Genomic DNA, 22,858 nt, shown 5'->3' with positions numbered 1-22,858 from the left:
CCAGATCGGCGACGGCTGGCCCGTCGCCGGTTGACTCACTCGGCCCTGGCCGCCGTCCGGCGATGGCGAATGATCTCGATCACCCCCGGCAGGACCGAGACGAAGATGATCGCCACGATCAGGTAGTGCAGGTTGCTCTGCACCACCGGCAGGTTGCCGAAGAAGTAGCCGGCGTAGCTGAACAGGGTGACCCAGACAACGGCGCCGATCACGTTGTAGGCGGCGAAGCGGCGGTAGGGCATGTGGCCCATGCCGGCGACGAAGGGGGCGAAGGTGCGCACGATGGGCACGAAGCGGGCGAGGATGATGGTCTTGCCGCCGTGCTTGTCGTAGAAGGCCTCGGTCACTTCCAGGTAGCGGCGGCGGAAGATCTTCGAGTCCGGGTTGGCGAACAGTTTGGCGCCGAAGAAGCGGCCGATGCTGTAGTTGACCGCGTCGCCGAGGATGGCGGCGACGATCAGCAGCGGCACCATGATGTGCACGTTCATCGCGTCCTGGGTGGCGATGGCGCCGGCGACGAACAGCAGCGAGTCGCCGGGCAGGAAGGGCGTCACCACCAGGCCGGTCTCACAGAAGATGATCAGGAACAGGATGCCGTAGATCCACGGCCCGTAGGCGGCGGTCAGCTCCGCCAGGTGGCGGTCGATGTGCAGGATGAAGTCGATGACAAGCTGGATGAATTCCATCTGGGCTCCACTCGCCGAAGCATGGGCGCGGTTCCTGCGCCGTAGATAGCAAAAACCCCTGAGACCTTGCGGAATCAGGGGTTTCTATATTTTGGTGCCCAGAGACGGAGTCGAACCGCCGACACGGGGATTTTCAATCCCCTGCTCTACCAACTGAGCTATCTGGGCAACGGGGCGCAATTAAACGGATTTGGCCGGACAGTGTCAAGCGAGAGGATGAAAAAAATTTCAGTACAGACGGGCGGTTACGAGTTTTTGGGGTGGTGCGGGGCGTTTCCGCCCCGCATCCGCATCAGGCGCTCGGTGGCACGTAGCCGTCGGCCTTGGCGTAGTCCTCGCCGGAGAGGAACTTGTCCATCTCGGCCTGGAGGAACTTGCGGTCTTCGGCGTTCATCATGTTCAGCCGGCGCTCGTTGATCAGCATGGTCTGGTGTGCCTGCCACTCGTCCCAGGCCTTCTTCGACACGTTGTCGAAGATGTCCTGGCCCTTGGCGCCGGGGTAGGGCGGACGATCGAGACCGGGCAGATCTTCGTTGAACTTGCGGCAGTGGATGGTACGGCTCATGACTTTTCTCCTGCATTCAGTGCGTCCGCGGCTCGCTTGAGGAGCTTCTTCACCGGGGCGGCCAGGCCCAGGCGCGGCGGGCTGGCGAGGTTATACCAGAGCCAGTCGCCCTCAGCCACGGCGGGGCTGGCCTGTTCGGCGGGCACCAGCCAGGGTTCGATGGCCAGCTGGAAGTGGCTGAAAGTATGGGTCAACCCGGCCAGTTCGCGCGGGTCGCCGAGGCGCAGGGCGTGCTGGCTGGCCAGCGGCGCGAGGCCGGCCAGATCGTCCAGCTCCGGCAGGCTCCATAGGCCGCCCCACAGGCCGCTGGAAGGGCGGCGATAGAGCAGGATGGCGCCTTCGCGGTTGGCCAGCAGCGGCATCAGCGTGCGTTTCTGCGGCAGGGCCTTGCGCGGCTTGGATTCGGGGAAGTCGGTTTCGCGGCCGAGCAGGTGGGCGCGGCAGCCGTCGCGCACCGGGCACAGCAGGCAGCTCGGCTTGCTGCGGGTGCACAGGGTGGCGCCCAGGTCCATCATCGCCTGGGTGTAGTTGTTCACCCGCTGGTGCGGGGTCAGCTGTTCCGCCAGCTGCCACAGCTGGTCGGCCACCTTGGGCTCGCCGGGGTAGCCGTGCTGGGCCTTGTAGCGGGCCAGCACGCGCTTGACGTTGCCGTCGAGGATCGGCGCGCGCAGGCCCATGCTCAGGCTGGCGATGGCGCCGGCGGTGGAGCGACCGATGCCGGGCAGTTCGGCGAGCTGCTCGACTGAGCGCGGGAACTCGCCGCCATGCTGCTCCACCACCATCTTCGCCGCCTTGTGCAGGTTGCGCGCGCGGGTGTAGTAGCCGAGGCCGGTCCACAGGTGCAGCACCTCGTCCTCTGGCGCTGCTGCCAGCGCCTGCACGGTCGGCAGAGCGTCCATGAAGCGGTCGAAGTAGCCGAGCACAGTGCTGACCTGGGTCTGCTGCAGCATGATCTCGGAGACCCACACCCGGTAGGGGGTGATGCCCTGTTGCCAGGGCAGGTCCTTGCGGCCGTGTATGTCATACCAGGCCAGCACGGCGCCATTGAACTGCTCGGGACTCATCGGTTGAACAGGCCCTTCAGTGCGTCCTTGAGTTCCGGGCTGACCTTGTCGCCGAGCTTCTCTTCCAGCTTCTCGCCGAGCTTGTCGCCGGCCAGCTTGGCGGCGATCTTGCCGAGGCCGTCCTTGTCCAGGCGGCAGGCCTTGGCGCCCAGTTCCAGCGGGCCGCGGCAGCGCAGTGGCCATTCCAGGCCGACATAGCGTTCGTTGACCTGGCAGGCCGGGTCCGGCATGGCGCCCTTGTCGCCTTCGATGACAATGCCGACGCGGTAGTCCATGCCCAGCACGCGCAGGTCGAGATCGCCGTCACCATTGACGGTCAGGCCGGGGATGCGCGCCTTGAGGTCGGGGTTGCTGGCCACGCCGTTGGTGAACTTCAGGTTGCCGTGCAGCTCCTCGAACGGTGTGTCCTTGCCGCGCGGCTCGCCGGACAGGGATTTGCGATTGAGGGTGGCGATGCCCTGGCACAGCTGCTGCTCCAGGTTGGCGTCGACCAGCACGCCGTCGCTCAGGCTGAAGCTGGACGTGCCGTTGAGCGCGTCGATCCAGGCCTTCTGGCTGTTGCCCTGGGTGCGCAGGTTGGCGCTCAGGTCAAGCTGGCCGCGTACCGGTGCCTTCTCGCCGCGGGCCTCGATCAGCTTCTCCACGGGAATGCGCTTGAGCTGCTGGTTCAGGGTCAGCTGCGGCACGGCCGGGCGCGCGTCGAGCTGCGAGCGGACGACGAACTCGCCGCCATGCAGATCGCCGCGCAGTTCCTGCAGGTCGAGCAGGCCGCCCTTGGCAGACGCCTTGAGGCTGGCGTTTTCGATCGGCAGTTTGCTCAGGGTCAGTTGGCCGAGGCTGAGGGTCGCCTGCACGTCGAGCTTGCGCAGGCTCTCCAGCGGCAGAGCCGGCTCGCTGCTCCAGGCTTGTTGGGTCGGCGCGTTCGGCAGCGGCGTGGTGCCGCTCTTGCCGGCGGCGGCCACGGCTTCCTTGACCTCGCCCTTGCGCGCCGCGCCGGAGTCGGCGTCCTGGTTTTCCGGCGGCAGGTAGCGGTCGAGGTCGAGCTTGTCGCCCTTGAGCTGCAGGCGCAGGGCCTGCCTGGCGAAGTCGCTGACCGCCAGGCTGCCGCTGAATGTGCTGTCGTCCAGCTTCAGGCTGAGGTCGTTGAAGTTGACGCTACTCGGCGTGCCGGCCAGGCGGGCGGACATCTCGAAGCTCTTCAGGGTGCCGCCGTCGCGCATGGCGGGTAGGGCGATGCCGATGCCGTCGAGGAATTCGCGCAGGTTGAACTGGGCCAGCGACAGGTTGCCCTCCAGCTGGGCGGTCTTGTCCAGGTTGCGCAGCTTCAGCTCGCCGAGGGCGCGCAGCTGGTTGGCGGAGAGCTTGATGCCGGTCCATTCGGCCACCTGGGCGGACTGGTCGAGCAGCAACTGGCCCTGGCTGGAGAAGGTCAGGGTCTTGCCACCCAGCGGCTCGCCGGAGGCTTCGCCGGCCAGCTTGAGGTCCTGCAGCTGGTAGCGCTTGAGGTCACGGTCGAAGCGCAGCAGGCCCTGCAGCTCGGTCTTGGCGCGCAGTACCGGTTGGTTGCTGCCGAGGAAGGCCAGCAGCTTGACCGGGATATCCGCGCCCTCGCGGATGGCGCCGGTGGACAGCTCGATGCCCTCGGCGCTGAACTGCTTGCCGCTCTTGGCGTCGTGGTAGTCGATGCGCGAGGTGCTGAGGGTCAGGCTGTCGATGTCCAGCTTGACCGGCTTGCCGCTCTCGTCGGTGGTCTGCGCGGTGGTTTCGCTCGGCTCGCCGGGCGTGGTTGGTGCTGGTTCGTTCTGCGCGGGCTTGGCCGGCTGGCCGACGCCCTCCCAGTTGCCGCGGCCTTTCTCGTCGCGCTGCAGGGTCAGGTTTAGGCCATCGACGCGGATGTCGCTCATCTGCACTTCCTGGTACAGCAGCGGCAGCACGCGCACGGACAGGCCGAGCAGGCGCAGGTCGGCGAAGGGCTTGTCCGGGGTGTCGGCGCTGGCCAGGGTGGCGTCGGTCAGCTCCAGGCCGAGCCAGGGGAACAGGCTCCAGCCGATATCGCCCTTGAGCTGCAGTTCGAGGTTGGCCTTGTCGCGGGCCAGTTGCTGGATCTCGTCCTTGTAGTCGTTGGGGTCGAACAGATGGGTCAGGGCGAAGCCGAGGCCGACGATGATCAGCAGCAGCCCGAGAAATACCAGACCCAGGATTTTGCCAATGGCTTTCATGGACCAGTCCTTGTGTGGGGTTCTTCTATATAGGGGCGGAAGTATACCGCCGCCGTGGGGCGCGGCGAGCGCCGTGCGTGGCAGGGGTTGGATGACCAAGTCGACGAGCGGTTCCCCTGTGGCGCGTGCCGGCGCTGGCGCGCGGGGAAGGCCGTTTTGGCAGCGACGGCCCACCCGCCGCTGGCGCTGCGGGGTTAGGCTGCGGGCATGACAACAAGAATTCGCCTGTGAGGTTGCGATGAATATCGTGGTGATGGCCGTGCCGTTGTACATCCTGCTGATGCTGCTGGAGCTCGCCTATGAGCGCTGGAGTGGCCGCCACACCTATCGCCTGGCCGATGCCACCACTAGCATCAACACTGCGGTGCTGCGCGTGCTGCTGGAGGGGCCGCTGCGTCTGCTGCTGCTGATCCCCTATGCCTGGCTTTACGAGCATGCGCGGTTGTGGACGCCCGATCCGGCCTCGCCCTGGACCTGGCTGCTCGGCTTCATCGCCGTGGATTTCTGCTTCTACTGGGCGCACCGCAGCCTGCATCGCTACAACCTGTTGTGGGGCGCGCACCAGCCGCACCACTCCAGCGAGGACTTCAACCTGTCCACCGCGCTGCGCAAGGGCGCGTTCCAGACCGCCTTCGACTGGCCGTTCTACCTGCCGCTGGCGCTGCTCGGCCTGCCGTTGCCGCTGTTCCTGGTGCTGCTCGGCGCACAGCTGGTCTACCAGTTCTGGATTCATTCGCAGCACATCGGCCGCTTGGGCGTGCTGGAGTGGTTCATGGTCACGCCGACCAACCACCGCGTGCACCACGGGCAGAACGACCGCTACATCGACAAGAACCACGGCGGCGTGTTCATCGTCTGGGATCGCCTGTTCGGCACCTATGCCGACGAGGACGAGCCGGTGCGCTACGGCGTGACCACCCCGGTGCGCACCTTCGACCCGATCCGCCTGCAGTTCTCCTGGTGGCGCCTGCTGTGGGCCGACGCCATGGCGACCCGTTCCTGGTGGGACAAGCTGCGCCTGTGGTGGATGCCCACGGGCTGGCGCCCGGCGGATGTCGCCGAGCGGCCCTGGCCGAAGATGGGCGCGGACAAGTTCGACTGCGCCTATCCGGCGAGCCTGAAGTGGTATGCCTTCGTCCAGTTCGTGGCGATCAACGCCATGGCCCTGAGCTATCTGGCGGCGGTCAAGCGCGCCGAGCTGTGGCACGCGCTGCTGCTGGTGCCGCTGGTGCTGGCCGGCTGCGTTGGCCTGGGCCTGCTGTTCGAGGGCAAGCGCGCCTTGTGGAAGGTGGAGGCGGGGCGTCAGGTGGCGATGGCGGGCGCGGCTCTGGCCTGGACGCTGTGGCTGGCGCCGCAGCAGCCGATGCTGGGGCTCGGTCTGGTCGGGCTGTGCCTGGCCAGTCTGCTGTGGCTGGTCTGGCTGGCGGCGCGCCCGCAGCTGGCGCAGGCGTAGTCCGGATGCAATCCGGGGGCGGAGTTGCCTGCTCCCGGATGTTGTCCGGGCTGCGACTCACAGGGCGGATGACGCTTTTTTCACCCAACAGGGCGCCGCGCGCTTATCGATGGAGCGTGATTCGCCCTCCAGGCTGCTCCTACAGGCTATCCAGCGGCAGGCCGCTGCGCGCGGCCAGAGCCTGGCTCTCCAGGTGATCGCGAGGGGCGGCCAGGTGCAGCGGCTTGCCGGCATCAGACGCCAGGCGCTTGGCCTCGTCGAGAATGCGCCGGGCCACGCCACGCTTGCGGGTGACCTTGCGCACGCACAGGTGCGACAGGCGCCAGTGCGGCCCGTCGCGTTCCAGCAGGGCGGCACCGAGCAGACGGTCGTTGAAGCGCCCGGCGATCAGCTTGCCCTTGCCAATACCGTCGGCCAGCAGGGCATCGATGCTGGCGTAGGGCTCAAGTAGCCAGTCCGGGGCGTCGGCGTAGACCTTGCCCAGGTCGGTGTGGTCCTGGGCGGACGGGCGGCTGACGATTTCGACCAGAACGGGCATGACGACTTCCTCGCAAGAGCAGGCTGCGCAGTGTAAAGCCAGCTCAATCGCGCCGATAGCCACGCCCCCGACCACCGCCGGTAGCCGCCCAAGCCACGGCCCGCCTATAATGGCGGCCTTTTCCCGTGAGCAGCCTGTGGAGCTGGAGATGGCCGAACGTACGGCATCCGTCGAGCGCAACACCCTGGAGACCCAGATCAAGGTCTCGATCAACCTGGATGGTACCGGCAAGGCCAAGTTCGATATTGGCGTGCCGTTCCTCGAGCACATGCTCGACCAGATCGCCCGTCATGGCCTGATCGACCTGGACATCTACTGCAAGGGCGACCTGCACATCGACGATCACCACACCGTGGAAGACGTCGGCATCACCCTCGGCCAGGCCTTCGCCAAGGCCGTCGGCGACAAGAAGGGCATGACCCGCTACGGCCACTCCTACGTCCCGCTGGACGAGGCGCTGTCGCGCGTGGTGATCGACTTTTCCGGCCGCCCCGGCCTGCAGATGCACGTGCCGTTCACCCGCGCGGTGGTAGGTGGCTTCGACGTGGACCTGTTCCAGGAGTTCTTCCAGGGCTTCGTCAATCATGCCTTGGTGTCCCTGCATATCGACAACCTGCGTGGCAGCAACACCCACCACCAGATCGAGACCGTGTTCAAGGCCTTCGGTCGCGCCCTGCGCATGGCCGTCGAGCTGGACCCGCGCATGGCCGGGCAGATGCCGTCGACCAAGGGCTGCCTGTAAATGCAGACAGTTGCAGTAATCGACTACGGCATGGGCAACCTGCACTCGGTGGCCAAGGCCCTCGAGCACGTTGGCGCCGGGCGAGTGATCGTCACCAGCGATGCCGCGGTAATTCGCGAGGCCGACCGCGTGGTGTTCCCGGGCGTCGGCGCGATCCGCGACTGCATGGCCGAGATCAAGCGCCTGGGCTTCGACGAGCTGGTGCGTGAAGTCAGCGTTGATCGCCCTTTCCTCGGCATCTGTGTCGGCATGCAGGCCCTGCTCGAGCGCAGCGAGGAGAACGGCGGCGTCGACTGCATCGGCCTGTTCCCCGGCCAGGTGCGCTTCTTCGGCAAGGACCTGCATGAAGACGGCGAGCACCTGAAGGTGCCGCACATGGGCTGGAACGAGGTGGCGCAGGTGGTCGATCACCCGCTGTGGCACGAGATTCCGAACCACGGTCGTTTCTACTTCGTGCACAGCTACTACATCGAGGCTGGCAACCCGGCACAGGTGGTCGGTGGCGGTCACTACGGCAAGGATTTCGCCGCGGCGCTGGCCGATGGCTCGCGCTTCGCCGTGCAGTTCCACCCGGAGAAGAGCCATACCCATGGCCTGCAGTTGCTGCAGAACTTCGTCGGCTGGGATGGCCGCCGGTAAATGAGCCGGGGCAAGAAGGTCGCGCTGCTGGAGCTCGAAGGTGCTCAGCGGCAGGCGGCGTTGCAGGTGCTGGGGCGCTTTCTGGAAGACCGCTTCGAACTCGAACTGGGCTCGTTCGAGGTGCAGGAAGTGCTCGACCTGATCGGCCGCGAGATCGCCCCGCACGACTACAACAAGGCGATTGCCGACACGCAGGCCCTGCTGGCCGAGCGTTTCGCCAGCCTGGAAAGCGATTTGTGGGCGCTCGAGAAGAGCTGACCCATCCACGAATTCACGATTTGAGCAGGTTCAAGCGATGCTGATTATCCCCGCTATCGATCTCAAGGACGGCGCCTGCGTGCGTCTGCGCCAGGGCCGCATGGAAGACTCCACGGTGTTCTCCGATGACCCGGTGAGCATGGCCGCCAAGTGGGTCGAGGGCGGTTGCCGTCGCCTGCACCTGGTCGACCTCAACGGCGCCTTCGAGGGCCAGCCGGTCAACGGCGAGGTGGTCACCGCCATCGCCAAGCGCTACCCGAACCTGCCGATCCAGATCGGCGGCGGCATCCGCACCCTGGAGACCATCGAGCATTACGTGCGCGCCGGCGTCAGCTACGTGATCATCGGCACCAAGGCGGTGAAAGACCCGCAGTTCGTCACCGACGCCTGCAAGGCCTTCCCGGGCAAGGTCATCGTCGGCCTGGATGCCAAGGACGGCTTCGTCGCCACCGACGGCTGGGCCGAAGTCTCCAGCGTGCAGGCCACCGACCTGGCCAAGCGCTTCGAGGCCGACGGCGTCTCCGCCATCGTTTATACCGATATCGCCAAAGACGGCATGATGCAGGGCTGCAACATCCCGGCAACCGTGGCCCTGGCCAACGCCAGCCGCATCCCGGTGATCGCTTCCGGCGGCATCCACAACATCGGCGATATCCAGGCCCTGCTGGACACCAACAATCGCGGCATCGTCGGTGCGATCACCGGTCGCGCGATCTACGAAGGCACCCTGGACGTGGCCGAGGCCCAGGCCATCTGCGACCTGAAGAACAAGGTCGAGTAAGTCGACGGAGCTATAGCATGGCACTGGCAAAGCGCATCATCCCCTGCCTCGACGTGGACAACGGTCGCGTGGTCAAGGGCGTCCAGTTCGAGAACATCCGCGACGCCGGCGACCCGGTGGAAATCGCCCGTCGCTACGACGAGCAGGGCGCCGACGAGATTACCTTCCTCGACATCACCGCCAGTGTCGATGGTCGCGACACCACGCTGCACACGGTGGAGCGCATGGCCAGCCAGGTATTCATCCCGCTCACCGTGGGTGGCGGCGTGCGTACCGTGCAGGACATCCGCAACCTGCTGAATGCCGGCGCGGACAAGGTCTCGATCAACACTGCAGCGGTGTTCAACCCCGAGTTCGTCGGCGAGGCCGCCGATCGCTTCGGCTCCCAGTGCATCGTCGTCGCCATCGACGCCAAGCGCGTCTCCGCACCGGGCGAGCCGGGCCGCTGGGAAATCTTCACCCACGGCGGGCGCAAGCCGACCGGCCTGGACGCCGTGCTCTGGGCGAAGAAGATGGAAGATCTGGGCGCCGGCGAGATCCTGCTGACCAGCATGGATCAGGACGGCGTGAAGAGCGGCTACGACCTTGGCGTGACTCGTGCCATCAGCGAGATGGTGGGTATTCCGGTAATCGCCTCCGGCGGTGTCGGCAACCTGGAACACCTGGCCGCCGGCATTCTCGAAGGCAAGGCCGATGCGGTGCTGGCCGCCAGCATCTTCCACTTCGGCGAATACAGCGTGCCGGAAGCCAAGGCCTACCTGGCCAGCCGCGGCATCGTGGTGCGCTGAAGCACCTGTGCGGGAGTCGCTAACCACCTTCAGTAGGGCCGGCTAAAATGCCAGGGTCAGTTCGCGCTCGCGAACGCCCCTATCTGCAAGGAGTTTCTATGTTGTTCCCAAGGATGCTGGCCCTGTTCCTGCTGTTGGTCGGCACCACCCAGGCGCGTGCCGAGTCGCTGGTGCTGCTCACGGAAAATCTACCGCCCTTCAACATGGCCGTCAGTGGCGGCAACTTCGCCCGCGACGAGGGCATCAATGGCATCAACTCCGAGACCATGCGTCTGGTCTGCCAGCGCGCGGCCATCGAGTGCCAGCAGATTCTCCGTTTCCCCTGGGAGCGGGTCTACAACCAGGCGCTCAAGGATGCCGGCTACGGCCTGTTCTCGGTGGCACGTACGGCGGAGCGCGAGGACCTGTTCAAGTGGGTCGGCCCCATCGCCAGCGAAGACTGGGTGCTGCTCGCCCGCGCGGATTCGCCGATCCAGCTGAGCAGCTTGGACCAGGCCAAGCAGTACCGGCTGGGTGGCTACAAGGGCGATGCGCCCAGCGAGAAGGTGGTCGAGGCCGGTCTGGACGTGCAGCAGTCGCTGTACGACAAGGAAAACCCGGTGCGCCTGGCCGAAGGCCAGATCGACCTGTGGGTGACTTCCTCGATCGCCGGCCAGTACCTGGCCCGTCAGCAGGGCTACAAGGACTTCCGCGTGGTGCTGACCTTCGGTCGTGGCGATCTCTACCTGGCGCTCAACAAGCAGACGCCGGACGCCACCGTGGACAAGCTGCGCACCGCCCTCGAGCAGCTGCGCAGCGAGGGCCAGCTGCAGGCCATCGCCCAGAAGTACTGATCCACGCCGCCGACTGGCATAGGCGTCCGCCGTCCCAGGGTTGGTTCGCTTCTTGCGTGCCTTTGCGCCGCGAGCGATTTCCTCGGCAACGGCCGGCGTGACGCAGTTCAACGTAGTTGGCCGACGGCGTGGCACTATGCGCGCTTCCCACTGCGCCGGTCCGCGTGCCGGTCGGAGCCGCCCAGGGCGCAACGCCCCGTGGTCGGCCACTTGCAGAGAAGTCGCCCAAACAATCACAACTCTGGAGCTGTACTGCAATGTTGAAGTATCTGCACAAGGCGCTGTTTCTCGGCCTGCTGGTAGTGGCCGGCGGAGCACGAGCCGAAATCTCCGAAGACTACAAAATGGTCCTGCTGACGGAGAACTTCCCTCCGTTCAACATGGCCATCGACGACAAGAACTTCGCCCGCGACGACAGCATCGACGGCATCAGCGCCGACATCGTGCGCGAAATGTTCAAGCGTGCCGGCATCGGCTACAACCTGAGCCTGCGCTTTCCCTGGGACCGCATCTATCGCCTGACCCTGGACAAGGCCAACTACGGGCTGTTCTCCACCACCTTCACCGAAGAGCGCAAGCCGCTGTTCAAGTGGGTCGGCCCGCTGGCCAAGAGCGAGTGGGTATTGCTCGCCGCGCCGGGTAGCACGATCAAGGTCAACAACCTGGAAGAGGCGCGCAAGTACAACGTCGGCGCCTACAAGAACGACGCCGTCAGCCAGCACCTGGAGAGCAAGGGCCTGACCCCGATCAACTCCCTGCGTGACCAGGAGAACGTGGCCAAGCTGATGAGCGGCAAGATCGATCTGTGGGCCACCACCGATCCGGTCGGCCGCTACCTGGCCAAGCAGGAAGGCGCCAGCGGTCTGCAGGTGGTGCTGCGCTTCAACAGTGCCGAGCTGTTCCTGGCGCTGAACAAGGAGACCCCGGACGAGGTGGTCGAGCGCCTGCAGAAGGCCCTGGATGAGCTGCGTGGCGAAGGCTTCGTCGACGAGATCACCAACAACTATCTGTAAGCCTTCCGGGCGCCGCGCCACGTCCTGGCGCAGCGCGATTGGCGCCCGCCCGCCGGGCAGTGGCGGCACACCGCCACTGCTGGCCGGTTCGTGCTAACCTTCTGCCGCCCCGTGGCCATAGCCGCCTTGCGGGCACCGGAGGGCGCATGCTCTCCCGCCTCTCCCGACTGTCAAGGATTACGGATATGTTGTTGAAGCGACTGACCATGGTGTTGCTGGGCATGGGCCTGCTGTTGTCCACCCTGGCGCGAGCCGAGCTGCCCGCCGACTACAAGGTGGTGCTGCAAACCGAGAACTTCCCGCCCTACAACATGGCGACCAACGGCAAGAACTTCGCCCGTGAGGAGAACCTCACCGGCATCGCGGTGGACGTGGTGCGCGAAACCTTCAAGGCGGCCGGCATCCCGTACACCATGACGCTGCGCTTCCCCTGGGCGCGGGTCTACAAGATGGCCCTGGAAACCCCGAACAACGGCGCGTTCGTGATGGCCAAGCTGCCGGAGCGCGAGAAGCTGTTCAAGTGGGTGGGCCCCATCGGCCCGGACGACTGGGTCATGCTGGCCAAGGCCGATAGCACCATCAATCTGATCAGCCTGGAGCAGGCCAAGTCCTACCGAGTTGGCGCCTACAAGGGCGACGCCATCGAGGAACACCTGATCAAGCAGGGCCTGGATCCAGTCAGCTCGTTCCGCGACCAGGAGAATGCGCACAAGCTGCAGGAAGGCAAGATCGACCTGTGGGCCACTGGCGATCCCGCCGGCCGCTACCTGGCCAAGCAGGAGGGCATCACCGGTCTGAAGACCGTCCTGCGCTTCGACAGCGCCCAGCTGTACCTGGCGCTGAACCCGGAGACCCCGGACGAAGTGATCCAGCGCCTGCAGAAGGCTCTCGACGGCCTGCGCGCCAGTGGCAAGGTCGACCAGATCTTCCAGAGCTACGTGCAGTAAATTCTGCGCGCATGAAAAACCCGGGCTTGCCCGGGTTTTTTGTTTTCGCCGCTGGCGTCAGTCGCCGCGGGTGACGCTCAGGCCTTTCAGCAGGTTCAGTGCCTGGCTCAGCTGGTAGTCGTCGTCCTGCGGGCGCGGGTCGTGCTTCTTCTTGCCGTTGCTCGGCTTGTCCGCGCCGCCGTTGCCGTTGCCCAGGTGGCCGGCCAGGTCGGCTTCCTTGATCAGCTCACCGCCTTCTTCGCGGGTCAGCTTGGCGCGCGCCACCTCGATGTCCGGGACTATGCCCTGGGCTTGGATGGAGCGGCCGTTGGGGGTGAAGTACAGCGCGGTGGTGAGCTTCAGGGCACGGTCGTTGTTCAGCGGCAGCACGGTCTGCACCGAGCCCTTGCCGAAGCTGTCGGTGCCCATCAGCACGCCGCGCTTGTGGTCCTGCAGGGCGCCGGCGACGATCTCCGAGGCCGAGGCGCTGCCGCCGTTGATCAGCACCACCAGCGGCACGCCTTCGCTGGCGTCGGCCGGGTCGGCGTTGAAGCGCAGCTCGGAGTTGGCGATGCGGCCCTCGGTGTAGACGATCAGGCCCTTCTTGAGGAAGTGGTCGGAGACCTCCACCGCCGCCTGCAGCACGCCGCCGGGGTTGTTGCGCAGGTCCAGCACCAGGCCGCGCAGCTTCTTGCCGTTGTCCTTGCGCAGCTTGGCCAGGGCCTTGCCGACTTCCTCGCCGGTGTTGACCTGGAACTGGGTGATGCGGATCAGGCCGTAGCCGTCCTCCAGCAGCTGGCTCTTCACGCTCTTGACCTTGATCACCGCGCGGGTCAGCTCGACGTCGAACGGGCGGCCGCCCTCGCGCACCAGGGTCAGGTTGATCTTGCTGCCGGCCTTGCCGCGCATCTTGTCCACCGCTTCCATCAGCGACAGGCCCTTGGTCGGCTGGCCGTCGATCTTGACGATCAGGTCGCCCGGCTGGATGCCGGCCTTGGAGGCGGGGGTGTCGTCGATCGGCGAGACCACCTTGATGAAGCCGTCTTCGGTGCCGACTTCGATGCCGAGGCCGCCGAACTCGCCGCTGGTGCTCTCCTGCAGCTCGGCGAAGGCTTCCGGCTCCAGATAGGCGGAGTGCGGGTCGAGGTTGCTGAGCATGCCCTTGATGGCGTTTTCCAGCAGGGTCTTGTCGTCCACCGGCTCGACGTAGGCAGCCTTGATGCGGTCCATCACCTCGGCGAAGGTGCGTAGCTCTTCCAGCGGCAGCGGCGCCTTGCCATTGACCGCGGCGGCGGGCGCCTCGACAACTTCGGCGGCCAGCACGGCGGGGCTGCCGAGCAGCAGGCTGACGGCCAGGGCGATGGGGGTGAGACGACGGAATTGCTGCATGTGAACTCCCAATGTAATGAGGCGCTGACAGCGTAAGGCTGTCATCCCTGGGCGCGGCACCATTGCGCCGGATCGCTCGGGCGACCCTGCTGGCGAATGGCGAAATACAGCGCCGGGGTGTCCTGGCCACCGCTGGTGCCGACCGTGGCGATGGCCTCGCCGGCCTGCACCAGGTCGCCGGCATCCTTCAACAGACTCTGATTGTGGCCGTACAGGCTCAGATAACCGTTACCGTGGTCGAGGATGACCAGAAGCCCCGCGCCGCGCAACCAGTCGGCGAACACCACGCGCCCGCCATGCACCGCATGCACCTGGCTGCCGGCGCTGGCGCCGATCATGACGCCGTCCCATTTGGCCCGGGAGTCGCCATCACGGGTGGAGCCGAAGCGCGCCACCAGTCGGCCGTTGACCGGCCACGGCAACTTGCCCTTAGCCTTGGCGAATGGCCCGCCGAAGCTGGCGCCATCGCTGGAGACCGCAGGGCCCAGCGGCAGTGGCTTGCTGTTGGGGTTGCGTGCCTGTTGTTCTTCCAGAGCGGCCAGGCGGCGTGCTTCTTCGGCCTCACGCGCTTGGCGGGCCAGGGTTTCCTCGATGGTCTTGAGAACACGGGCGAGCTCAATCTGTTCCTGCTCGCGTGCCTTGAGCTTGCGGTCGCCGGCGCCGTATTCCTTGTTCAGCTTGGCCAGGGCGGCCTGGCGCTCCTTGCGTACGGCGGCGAGGGCCTCGCGGCGGCTGTCCAGCGCACCTTTCTGCTCCAGCAACTGGTTCTGCTGGTTGGCGATATCGGCTTCCACGTTGGCCAGTTGGCGCAGGGTCTCGTTGAAGGCGCCCAGTTGTTCCAGGCGGGCCTTGCCGAGGTAATCGTAGTAGGTGAGGGTGCGCGCGAACTGCTCCGGCTGCTGCTGGTTGAGCAGCAGGCGCAGCGGCTCCTGCTGGCCGCTCTGGTAGGCGGCGCGGGCCTGGATGGCGATCAGCCGTTGCTGTTCAAGGCGCGATTGCTGGAGTTTTTTTTTCTCCTGGTCGAGGCGCTTGAGCTCCTCCTCGCTCTTCTTCAGCTCGTCCTCCAGGCCCTTGACCTGCTTCTCCAGGCCGCCCATTTCCTTCTCGGTGCGCTTGAGCTCCTTCTGCACGCCGGATTTCTCCTGCTGCAGCTTCTCCAGCAGCTTTTTCAGCTCGGCTACATCGCTGCGGGCGGCTTCCAGCTGCTTCTGGGTTTCCGCCTTCTCGTCGGCTAAGGCCGGGGCGAGCAGGCAGGACAGGAGGACGAGAGTAAGGGCGCGGAACATGGGCGATGCGGCACCTGGGGCGGGGGAAGGGGCCTAGTATGCCCGTGGCGCCGGGCAAAAAAAACGCCCGCCGGCGGCAGCCGGCGAGCGCTTCACGGATTGCTCCGGGTTATTGCAGCTGGACGATGGTCTTGCCGGTCATCTCGGCCGGCACCGGCATGCCCATCAGGGTCAGCAGGGTCGGCGCCACGTCGGCCAGCACGCCACCGGCGCGGATGGTCGCCGGGCGCTTGCCGACATAGATGAAGGGCACCGGCTCGCAGGTGTGCGCGGTGTGCGCCTGGCCGGTGCACTCGTCTTCCATCTGCTCGACGTTGCCGTGGTCGGCGGTGATCAGCGCTTCGCCGCCGACCTTGTCCAGCGCGGCGACGATGCGGCCGACGCAGCTGTCCAGGGTCTCGACGGCGGCCACGGCGGCAGCGAACACGCCGGTGTGGCCGACCATGTCGCCATTGGCGTAGTTGACGATGATCACGTCGAAGCGCTGATTCTCGATGGCGTCGACGATCTTGTCGGTGACTTCCGGTGCGCTCATTTCCGGCTTGAGGTCGTAGGTGGCGACGTTCGGCGACGGGATGAGGATGCGTTCTTCGCCGGTGAAGGGCTCTTCACGGCCGCCGGAGAAGAAGAAAGTGACGTGGGCGTACTTCTCGGTCTCGGCGATGCGCAGCTGGGTCTTGCCGTTGTTGGCCAGGTACTCGCCGAGCACGTTGGTCAGCGGCTCCGGCTTGTAGGCGCTGGGCGCCGGGATGCTCGCCGCGTACTGGGTGAGCATGACGAAGCCGGCCAGTTGCGGCACGCGCTTGCGCTCGAATTCCTTGAAGTCGGCCTCGACGAAGGTGCGGGTTAGCTCGCGGGCACGGTCGGCGCGGAAGTTCATGAACACCACGGCGTCGCCGTCTTCGACTTTCACCGGCTCACCGATGGTGGTGGCCTTGACGAACTCATCGCTCTCGTCGCGGGCGTAGGCGGCGGCCAGACCTTCGACGGCGCTGGCGGCATTGAACTGGCCCTGGCCTTCGACGATCAGGTGGTAGGCCTGCTCGACGCGGTCCCAGCGATTGTCGCGGTCCATGGCGAAGTAGCGGCCGGTGAGGCTGGCGATGCGGCCTTTGCCGAGCCTGGCGAAGGTGGCGTCGAGCAGCTCGATGGAAGGCTGGGCGCTCTTCGGCGGGGTGTCGCGGCCGTCGAGGAAGGCGTGCAGGTAGATCTTTTCGGCACCGCGCTGGGCGGCCAGTTCGGCCATGGCGACCAGGTGGTCCTGATGGCTATGCACGCCGCCGTCGGAGAGCAGGCCGAGGATGTGTACGGCCTTGCCGGCGCCGACGGCCTTGTCCACGGCGGCATTGATCTCGGTGTTCTCGAAGAACTCGCCATCGCGGATCGCCTTGGTCACCCGGGTGAAGTCCTGGTACACCACGCGGCCTGCGCCGAGGTTCATGTGGCCGACCTCGGAGTTGCCCATCTGCCCGTCCGGCAGGCCCACGTCCATGCCGCTGCCGGAGATCAGTCCGTGCGGATAGGTGGCGCGCAGGCGGTCGTAGACCGGTGTGTTGGCCGCGTGGATCGCGTTGTATTCGGGGTTGTCGCTGTGGCCGAAGCCGTCGAGGATGATCAGGACCAGGGGTTTTGGCGTGGCGCTCATGAAAGCTGGCTCGCTATGGATGATCAAAAAAGGTCGCGCATTTTAGCGGCGGAAGCCCGCCGCGTCACCGCCGGGCGGGGCTTGGCCCGATGGGCGCGCTGTGTATACTGGCCGCCATTTTAAGGCTTTGGAACCTCCCGATGTTGGCCCAACTGATTGAATTTGCCACTAACCACTATGCATTGGCCGGCTGCTTCGTCGTGCTGGCGGTGCTGCTGCTGGTCACCGAGCTGCGCAAGGGCGGGCAGAGCCTGTCCAGCCGTGAGCTGACCGCGCTGGTCAACCGCGACGAGGCGGTGGTGCTGGACATTCGCAACAGCAAGGATTTCGCCGGCGGCCATATCGTCGATGCCCTGAACATCCCGTTCGACAAGGTCGCCAGCCGCATCGCCGAGCTGGAGAAGCACAAGGCCAAGACCATCATCGTGGTCGACGCCATGGGTCAGCACGCCGGCAGCGTCGCTCGCGACCTGAAGAAAGCCGGCTTCACCGCGGCCAAGCTGGGTGGCGGCATCGCCAGCTGGCGCAGCGACAACCTGCCGGTAGTCAAGTGACATGAACGAGGTCGTCGTCTACTCCAGCGCCTGGTGCCCCTACTGCATCCGCGCCAAGCAGTTGCTCAGCGGCAAGGGTGTGGCGTTCCGCGAGATCAGCGTGGACGGCCAGCCCCAGGTGCGTGCCGAGATGACGCGCAAGGCCGGGCGCACCTCGGTGCCGCAGATCTGGATCGGCGCCACCCATGTCGGTGGCTGTGACGACCTCTTTGCCCTGGAGCGCGCCGGCAAGCTCGACGCCCTGCTCGGCGCCTGAACCCCTTCAGCAACCCGAAACAAGAAGAATCGCCATGACCGAACAAGCAGCAGCAAGCAACGGCAACGAAGGCCCACAGTTCTCCCTGCAGCGCATCTATGTGAAGGACCTGTCCTTCGAAGCGCCGAAGAGCCCGGAAATCTTCCGTCAGGAGTGGGCGCCGAGCGTCGCTCTGGACCTCAACACCAAGCAGAAGCACCTGGACGGCGACTTCCACGAAGTGGTGCTGACTCTCTCGGTGACCGTGAAGACCGGCGAAGAAATCGCCTTCATCGCCGAAGTGCAGCAGGCCGGCATCTTCCTGATCAAGGGTCTGGACGCCGCCTCCATGAGCCACACCCTCGGCGCGTTCTGCCCGAACATCCTGTTCCCCTACGCCCGCGAGGCGCTGGACAGCCTGGTGATCCGCGGCTCGTTCCCGGCCCTGATGCTGTCGCCGGTGAACTTCGATGCCCTGTACGCCCAGGAGCTGCAGCGCCAGCAACAGGCCACCGAACAGGCCTGATCTGCGTCGCATGCGAAGAGCCGCCGCGAGGCGGCTTTTTCGTTTCAGGAGCCGGCGAAATCCAGTTGGCGCCAGCCTTCGTAGACCACCACGGCCACCGCGTTGGACAGATTCAGGCTGCGACATTGCGGGCGCATCGGCATGCGCAGGCGCTGTTCGTCGGGAATCTGCGCCAGTACTTCGGCCGGCAGGCCGCGGCTTTCCGGGCCGAACAGCAGCATATCGCCCGCTCGGTATTCCATTTGCGCGTAGCTGTGACTAGCTTTAGTGGTGAATGCCAATATTCTGTCGGGGTGAATCGCTGTGATACAGTCGTCCAACGAGTGATGGCGTTTTAATGTCGCGTATTCGTGGTAGTCCAGGCCGGCGCGGCGTAGGCGCTTGTCATCCAGGTCGAAGCCCAACGGCTCGATCAGGTGCAGGTGGCAACCGGTGTTGGCGCACAGGCGGATGATGTTGCCGGTATTCGGTGGGATCTCCGGCTGGAACAGGACGACATGGAACATTGATCGGGCTCAGGTAGGTCTGTAGCCACCATTCTACAATGCACCTGGCGCGACTCGCCCATGCAGGGCAAGCGACGGCAGGACGCAGGGGGATTTCGCAGTTGGTGTGGTTCGCGAAAAGAAGAAAGACAGCGGACGGATTACTGGGTATCGAGACCGGCCCCGAGGGCATCGCCCTGGCGCGGGTCCAGCGCTCGCCCGGTGAGGCGCCGCGTCTGCTCGACTGCCTGTTCCATCCAGCCACTCCGGCCGAGCAACCTGCCGTGTTGAGAAGCCTGGTGGCCGAGCGCGGCCTCGCCGGCATGGCGGTCAACCTGGTGCTGCACCCGGCCACCTACCAGATGCTCCTGCTCGATGCCCCCGACGTGCCCGCCGAAGAGCTGCGCGATGCCATGCGCTGGCGGGTCAAGGACCTGATCGCCGAATCTCTGGAGCAGGTGGTGGTGGATGCCTTCACCCTGCCTGACGACGCCTATCGCGGCCGCTCGCGCATGGCCTATTGCGCCGTGCTGGGGCGCGCGCGCATGCAGGCCTGGGGCGATCTGATCGACCAGGCCGGGCTGGAACTGCGCAGCATCGATGTCACCGAGATGGCATTCCGCAACCTCGGCCTGCTGGCCGGTGCCGAGGGCATGAACATCGCCCTGCTGCGCCTGCGCTCCAGCGAAGGCCTGATCTGCGTACAGAACGGCGCCGACCTGTACATGGCGCGGCGCATCGAACAGGGCCTGGAGAAAGCCAGCGGCGACTACGGCGCCGTGACCCTGGAGATCCAGCGCTCGCTCGACTATTTCGAGAGCCAGCTGGGCAAGGGCTATATCAATCGACTGCTGTTGCTGCCGGCCAAGCGCGATGGCGCCGCGGCGCTGCAGGCGCTCACCGCCGGCCTGGCGGTCAAGCTGCAGGCGCTGGACCTGCGCGAACTCTTCCCCGGCCAGGCCAGTGCCGAGCTGGATGACTCCCAGCAGGCCTACTGCATGGCCGCAGTCGGCGCCGCCCTGCGCCAGGAGGTTCTCTGATGCAGAACCTCAACCTCTATCAGGTCGAACGCCAGCGCCGTGCCGGCCCACAGAAGGCGCAGATGCTGCTTGGCCTGGGCGTGCTGGCGCTGCTTTGCCTGCTGCATGCCGCCTGGCAGGGCTGGCAGCTGCATCAGGCCGGGCAGAGCCTGGTGGCCGCCGAGGCGGCGGCCCAGGAGCAGGAGACGCTGCTGGCGGCGGCCAAGTCCAGCTTCGTCGAGCCGCAGCTGGATGATCGCCTGCCCGGCGAGCTGGCGGCCAGCGAGACGGGCAATCGCCAACTGCAGCGCCTGATCGCCTATCTGCAGGTGCTCTCGGAGCAGCAGAGCGCAGGCTTCGTCGCGCCGCTCAAGGCACTGGCCGAGCATCACCCGCAGGGTGGCCTGTGGTTGAACGGCATTCATCTGCAGGACGGTGGCCTGCAACTGCGCTTGCAGGGTCGCAGCCAGAATCAGCAACTCTTGCCGCAATACCTGGACGCCCTGGGCCGCAGCCCGGTATTCAAGGGGCGCGAGTTCGCGCGCCTGGATGTGCAGCGCGGCGAAGACCAGTTGCTCGACTTCGACCTGTCCTCGCGGCCCGCCGATCAGGAGAAGGACGATGAATAAGTGGCTGCAACGCTGGCAGGGCATGGCCGCCCGCGAGCAATGGCTGACCTATGGCGTCGGCGTGGCGGTGCTGGGCATGCTCTATCTGCTGCTGATCGGCGACCCGCTGGCTGCGCGGGTGGCCAGTCAAAAGGCCGCGGTCCAGCTCGCCAACGGCCGCGTTGCCGAAGCGCAGAGCGGCATCGCCGACCTGCAGGCCAGGCTGGCTGCCGACCCCAACATTCCCTATCGCAGCGCCCTGCTGGCGGCCTCGGCCAGCCGCGAGGAGCTGATCCGCCAGATCGATACCAGCACTGCCGAACTGGTGACGCCGGAGAAGATGAAGGCCGTGCTGGAGAGCCTGCTGCAGGCCCAGCAGGGCCTGAGCCTGATGGGCATGCGCAGCTTCAGCGAGCCGGTGCAGCTGCCCGATGCCAGCCAGCCGGTGGCTATTCCCGGTCAGGCCGTCGAGGCCCCGGCGCCGTTGCCGGCCACCCTCTATCGTCACGGCCTGGTGCTGCAGCTGGAGGGCGGCTATTTCGACCTGCTGCAGTATCTGCAGGCCGTGCAGCAGAGCGGCTGGAAGCTGAACTGGGACAGCCTCGACTACGAGGTCGGCGAGGCCGGCCCGAGTCGCGCGCAGATCAGCCTGAAACTCTTCACCTTGAGCCGCAAGGCGGGATGGGTCGGTGTCTAGAGCCTTGTTCCTCAGTTTGCTGCTGGCTTGTGCCGCGGCCCAGGCGGCGGTCGATCCGACCCAGCCGCCGGCCAATCTGCGCCCGGCCAGCAGCGCCGCCGAGGCGCCCGCCGCCCTGGTCCTGCAGGCCATCCTGCGGGGCGCCCAGGGCAGCCGCGCGGTCATCGATGGCCACAGCCTGCGCGTCGGCGAAGAACGCGCGGGCCTGCGCGTGCTGGCCATCCACCCGCATTCCGTATTGATCGAGCGCCAGGGGCAGCGTGAAGTGCTGCGCCTGGCCGAACCCGTTATGAAACCGAGCCGATGATGCCCATGACTCCCATACTGCCGAAACGAGGCCTGCTGCTAGGCCTGGCATGCTTGCTCAGCGCCTGCCAGACCTTCATCGATGGCGACAAGCAGCTCTACGAGCAAAGTGGCAAGCTGCTCGACGAGAGCCTGCAGCAGGCCCAGGGCAAGGTGGCGCCGCCGCCCGCCGTGCAGGCCGCCCTGCTGCCGCCGCTGACCAGCAGCACCAGCTTCAGCAGCGGCCCGCGTTTCGACGTGGCCGCCAAGGACATGCCGGCCCGCGAGTTCTTCCTCAGCCTGATGGAAGGCGCCGGACAGAACCTGGTGGTGCACCCGGAAGTGACTGGCACCATCACCTTCAGCCTGCGCCGGGTCACCCTGGAAGAAGTTTTGGCCGCCGTACGCGACAGCTACGGCTATGACTACCGCCGCACCAGCTACGGCTACCAGATCCTGCCTAACAAGGTGGTCACCCGCAGCTACGACCTCAACTACCTCAACCTGCAGCGCCTGGGCGAGTCGGACACCCGGGTCAGCTCCGGCCAGGTGGAAAGCACAGAGAGCGACTCCAGCTCCAGCGATGACGGCGGCAGCTCCAGCAGCGACCGCTCGGTGACCACCCTCAACGCCAGCAAGGTAGTGACCACCAGCAACGTCGACTTCTGGAAGGAAGTCGAGGGCGTGGTGCAGGCCATAGTCGGCGGCGAGGAGGGCAACAGCGTGGTGGTCAACCCGCAGGCCAGCCTGCTGGTGGTACGCGCCAACAGCGCCGACCAGGAAAACGTCGTGCGCTTCCTGGAGCAGGCCCAGCGCAACCTGCAGCGCCAGGTGGTGCTGGAGACCAAGATTCTCGAAGTACAGCTCAACGATGGCTTCCAGGCCGGCATCAGCTGGGAAAAGATCGGCGGTGACGTCAGTGCGGGCGTCGATGGTGACACCATCGACGGCCCGACCGATATCGACGGGGTGTTCAGCACGGTGCTCAGCTTCGGCGACTTCACCGGGCTGATCCAGCTGCTGCAGACCCAGGGCGAGGTGCGCGTGCTGTCCAGCCCGCGCATCTCCACGCTGAACAACCAGAAGGCGGTGATCAAGGTCGGCACCGACGAGTTCTTCGTCACCGAGGTCTCGTCCAACAGCTCCACCACCACTGTCGCCGGCGTCACCCAGCCGACCCAGGACGTGACCCTGACGCCGTTCTTCTCCGGCATCTCGCTGGACGTGACCCCGCAGATCGACCAGAACGACGTGGTCACCCTGCACGTGCGGCCGACCGTCAGTCGCGTGGTGGATCAGAACAAGACTATCGTCCTGGGCGAGGACAACGTCTTCAACCTGCCGTTGGCGCTGTCCACCTCGCGCCAGTCCGACTCCATCGTGCGAGCCCGCAGCGGCCAGGTGGTGGTGATCGGCGGACTGCTGCAGAACAACAATCAGAACACCGACGCCGAAGTGCCCTGGGCCAGCACCCTGCCTATCGTCGGCAACCTGTTCAAACAGCAGCGCAAGGCGCTACAAAAGAGCGAACTGGTGATTCTCATGCGTCCGCAGGTGGTCAGCGAGGACGTCTGGCTCGAGGAGATCAAGCGCAGTGCGGAAACCTTCAAGGAGCTGAGGTAAG

Annotated in this window: 26 protein-coding genes and 1 tRNA gene; 17 read left to right on the top strand and 10 right to left on the bottom strand. The window is 65.9% G+C overall.

Annotated elements, in window-relative coordinates; all coding sequences use genetic code 11:
• Positions 1 to 35 precede the first annotated feature (35 nt).
• The 5 genes from N7607_RS05710 to N7607_RS05690 form a co-directional block, all read right to left on the bottom strand.
• Positions 36 to 686, bottom strand: coding sequence for a DedA family protein (locus tag N7607_RS05710; RefSeq protein ID WP_279864829.1), 651 nt, complete (start codon positions 684 to 686; stop codon positions 36 to 38).
• A gap of 92 nt (positions 687 to 778) precedes the next feature.
• Positions 779 to 854 (bottom strand) — tRNA-Phe (locus N7607_RS05705).
• 124 nt (positions 855 to 978) lie between these two features.
• Positions 979 to 1,251, bottom strand: coding sequence for an oxidative damage protection protein (locus N7607_RS05700; RefSeq protein WP_137974743.1), 273 nt, complete (start codon positions 1,249 to 1,251; stop codon positions 979 to 981).
• Positions 1,248 to 2,315, bottom strand: coding sequence for an A/G-specific adenine glycosylase (gene mutY, locus N7607_RS05695; protein WP_279864830.1), 1,068 nt, complete (start codon positions 2,313 to 2,315; stop codon positions 1,248 to 1,250). The genes N7607_RS05700 and mutY overlap by 4 nt, the downstream gene beginning before the upstream one ends.
• The gene (locus N7607_RS05690) at positions 2,312 to 4,534 is read right to left on the bottom strand and encodes an AsmA family protein (protein ID WP_279864831.1); all 2,223 of its coding nucleotides are present in this window, start codon (positions 4,532 to 4,534) and stop codon (positions 2,312 to 2,314) included. Before N7607_RS05690 ends, mutY begins: the two co-directional genes overlap by 4 nt.
• Positions 4,535 to 4,772: 238 nt before the next feature.
• Here N7607_RS05690 and N7607_RS05685 point away from each other — a divergent pair, with 238 nt between their 5' ends.
• Positions 4,773 to 5,987 (top strand): sterol desaturase family protein, encoded by a 1,215-nt coding sequence (locus tag N7607_RS05685; protein WP_279864832.1) that lies wholly within the window; start codon positions 4,773 to 4,775, stop codon positions 5,985 to 5,987.
• A 139-nt stretch (positions 5,988 to 6,126) separates the two neighbouring features.
• On the opposite strand, the gene N7607_RS05680 is transcribed toward N7607_RS05685, so the two are convergent.
• Positions 6,127 to 6,525, bottom strand: coding sequence for an acetyl-CoA sensor PanZ family protein (locus N7607_RS05680; protein ID WP_279864833.1), 399 nt, complete (start codon positions 6,523 to 6,525; stop codon positions 6,127 to 6,129).
• Positions 6,526 to 6,673: 148 nt separating this feature from the next.
• On the opposite strand from N7607_RS05680, the gene hisB reads away from it, so the two are divergent.
• The 8 genes from hisB to N7607_RS05640 all read left to right on the top strand — a co-directional run bounded on the left by hisB (position 6,674) and on the right by N7607_RS05640 (position 12,526).
• A complete protein-coding gene (gene hisB / locus N7607_RS05675) occupies positions 6,674 to 7,267 on the top strand; it encodes an imidazoleglycerol-phosphate dehydratase HisB (protein ID WP_279864834.1) in 594 nt (197 codons plus the stop codon).
• Entirely contained in the window at positions 7,268 to 7,906 is a 639-nt protein-coding gene (gene hisH, locus N7607_RS05670) for an imidazole glycerol phosphate synthase subunit HisH (protein ID WP_279864835.1), read from the top strand.
• A complete protein-coding gene (locus tag N7607_RS05665) occupies positions 7,907 to 8,164 on the top strand; it encodes a DUF2164 domain-containing protein (RefSeq protein ID WP_279864836.1) in 258 nt (85 codons plus the stop codon). It abuts the gene before it with no gap.
• A gap of 37 nt (positions 8,165 to 8,201) precedes the next feature.
• On the top strand, positions 8,202 to 8,945 hold the full coding sequence (gene hisA / locus N7607_RS05660) for a 1-(5-phosphoribosyl)-5-[(5-phosphoribosylamino)methylideneamino]imidazole-4-carboxamide isomerase (RefSeq protein WP_279864837.1): 744 nt from the start codon (positions 8,202 to 8,204) through the stop codon (positions 8,943 to 8,945).
• 17 nt (positions 8,946 to 8,962) lie between these two features.
• Entirely contained in the window at positions 8,963 to 9,733 is a 771-nt protein-coding gene (hisF, locus tag N7607_RS05655) for an imidazole glycerol phosphate synthase subunit HisF (protein WP_279864838.1), read from the top strand.
• 98 nt (positions 9,734 to 9,831) lie between these two features.
• Positions 9,832 to 10,566, top strand: a complete 735-nt coding sequence (locus N7607_RS05650) for a transporter substrate-binding domain-containing protein (RefSeq protein ID WP_279864839.1) — start codon at positions 9,832 to 9,834, stop codon at positions 10,564 to 10,566.
• Positions 10,567 to 10,823: 257 nt separating this feature from the next.
• On the top strand, positions 10,824 to 11,579 hold the full coding sequence (locus tag N7607_RS05645) for an ABC transporter substrate-binding protein (protein ID WP_279864840.1): 756 nt from the start codon (positions 10,824 to 10,826) through the stop codon (positions 11,577 to 11,579).
• Between the two features lie 188 nt (positions 11,580 to 11,767).
• The gene (locus N7607_RS05640) at positions 11,768 to 12,526 is read left to right on the top strand and encodes an ABC transporter substrate-binding protein (RefSeq protein WP_279864866.1); all 759 of its coding nucleotides are present in this window, start codon (positions 11,768 to 11,770) and stop codon (positions 12,524 to 12,526) included.
• Between the two features lie 57 nt (positions 12,527 to 12,583).
• Here the strand turns inward: N7607_RS05640 and N7607_RS05635 are convergent, their stop codons facing one another.
• The 3 genes from N7607_RS05635 to gpmI form a co-directional block, all read right to left on the bottom strand.
• Positions 12,584 to 13,894, bottom strand: a complete 1,311-nt coding sequence (locus tag N7607_RS05635; RefSeq protein WP_279864841.1) for a S41 family peptidase — start codon at positions 13,892 to 13,894, stop codon at positions 12,584 to 12,586.
• 41 nt (positions 13,895 to 13,935) lie between these two features.
• Positions 13,936 to 15,180, bottom strand: a complete 1,245-nt coding sequence (locus N7607_RS05630; protein WP_279864842.1) for a murein hydrolase activator EnvC — start codon at positions 15,178 to 15,180, stop codon at positions 13,936 to 13,938.
• A gap of 109 nt (positions 15,181 to 15,289) precedes the next feature.
• Positions 15,290 to 16,825 carry a 2,3-bisphosphoglycerate-independent phosphoglycerate mutase gene (gene gpmI, locus N7607_RS05625; protein ID WP_279864843.1) on the bottom strand — a complete coding sequence of 512 codons (1,536 nt, stop codon included), beginning with the start codon at positions 16,823 to 16,825 and terminating at the stop codon, positions 15,290 to 15,292.
• A 140-nt stretch (positions 16,826 to 16,965) separates the two neighbouring features.
• On the opposite strand from gpmI, the gene N7607_RS05620 reads away from it, so the two are divergent.
• The 3 genes from N7607_RS05620 to secB are packed head-to-tail and all read left to right on the top strand — an operon-like array spanning position 16,966 to position 18,140.
• The gene (locus N7607_RS05620) at positions 16,966 to 17,379 is read left to right on the top strand and encodes a rhodanese-like domain-containing protein (RefSeq protein WP_279864845.1); all 414 of its coding nucleotides are present in this window, start codon (positions 16,966 to 16,968) and stop codon (positions 17,377 to 17,379) included.
• Between the two features lies 1 nt (position 17,380).
• The gene (gene grxC / locus N7607_RS05615; protein ID WP_137974759.1) at positions 17,381 to 17,635 is read left to right on the top strand and encodes a glutaredoxin 3; all 255 of its coding nucleotides are present in this window, start codon (positions 17,381 to 17,383) and stop codon (positions 17,633 to 17,635) included.
• A gap of 34 nt (positions 17,636 to 17,669) precedes the next feature.
• Entirely contained in the window at positions 17,670 to 18,140 is a 471-nt protein-coding gene (gene secB / locus N7607_RS05610) for a protein-export chaperone SecB (RefSeq protein ID WP_192399979.1), read from the top strand.
• Between the two features lie 44 nt (positions 18,141 to 18,184).
• Here secB and trmL read toward each other — a convergent pair whose 3' ends face one another.
• Positions 18,185 to 18,646 (bottom strand): tRNA (uridine(34)/cytosine(34)/5-carboxymethylaminomethyluridine(34)-2'-O)-methyltransferase TrmL, encoded by a 462-nt coding sequence (trmL, locus tag N7607_RS05605; RefSeq protein ID WP_279864846.1) that lies wholly within the window; start codon positions 18,644 to 18,646, stop codon positions 18,185 to 18,187.
• Between the two features lie 104 nt (positions 18,647 to 18,750).
• On the opposite strand from trmL, the gene N7607_RS05600 reads away from it, so the two are divergent.
• The 5 genes from N7607_RS05600 to N7607_RS05580 are packed head-to-tail and all read left to right on the top strand — an operon-like array spanning position 18,751 to position 22,857.
• On the top strand, positions 18,751 to 19,665 hold the full coding sequence (locus N7607_RS05600; RefSeq protein WP_279864867.1) for an MSHA biogenesis protein MshI: 915 nt from the start codon (positions 18,751 to 18,753) through the stop codon (positions 19,663 to 19,665).
• Complete coding sequence (locus N7607_RS05595; RefSeq protein WP_279864847.1) at positions 19,665 to 20,273, top strand: PilN domain-containing protein; 609 nt, start codon at positions 19,665 to 19,667, stop codon at positions 20,271 to 20,273. The genes N7607_RS05600 and N7607_RS05595 overlap by 1 nt, the downstream gene beginning before the upstream one ends.
• Positions 20,266 to 20,949 carry a type II secretion system protein GspM gene (gene gspM, locus N7607_RS05590; RefSeq protein ID WP_279864848.1) on the top strand — a complete coding sequence of 228 codons (684 nt, stop codon included), beginning with the start codon at positions 20,266 to 20,268 and terminating at the stop codon, positions 20,947 to 20,949. Before N7607_RS05595 ends, gspM begins: the two co-directional genes overlap by 8 nt.
• Positions 20,942 to 21,256 carry a Type II secretory pathway component gene (locus N7607_RS05585; RefSeq protein WP_279864849.1) on the top strand — a complete coding sequence of 105 codons (315 nt, stop codon included), beginning with the start codon at positions 20,942 to 20,944 and terminating at the stop codon, positions 21,254 to 21,256. Before gspM ends, N7607_RS05585 begins: the two co-directional genes overlap by 8 nt.
• A gap of 5 nt (positions 21,257 to 21,261) precedes the next feature.
• Positions 21,262 to 22,857, top strand: a complete 1,596-nt coding sequence (locus N7607_RS05580; RefSeq protein WP_279864850.1) for a pilus (MSHA type) biogenesis protein MshL — start codon at positions 21,262 to 21,264, stop codon at positions 22,855 to 22,857.
• The last annotated feature ends 1 nt before the right edge of the window (position 22,858 follow it).

The organism is Pseudomonas sp. GD04019, assembly GCF_029837695.1.
GTDB lineage: Bacteria > Pseudomonadota > Gammaproteobacteria > Pseudomonadales > Pseudomonadaceae > Aquipseudomonas.
This window is presented reverse-complemented; position numbering and strand designations above follow the sequence as displayed.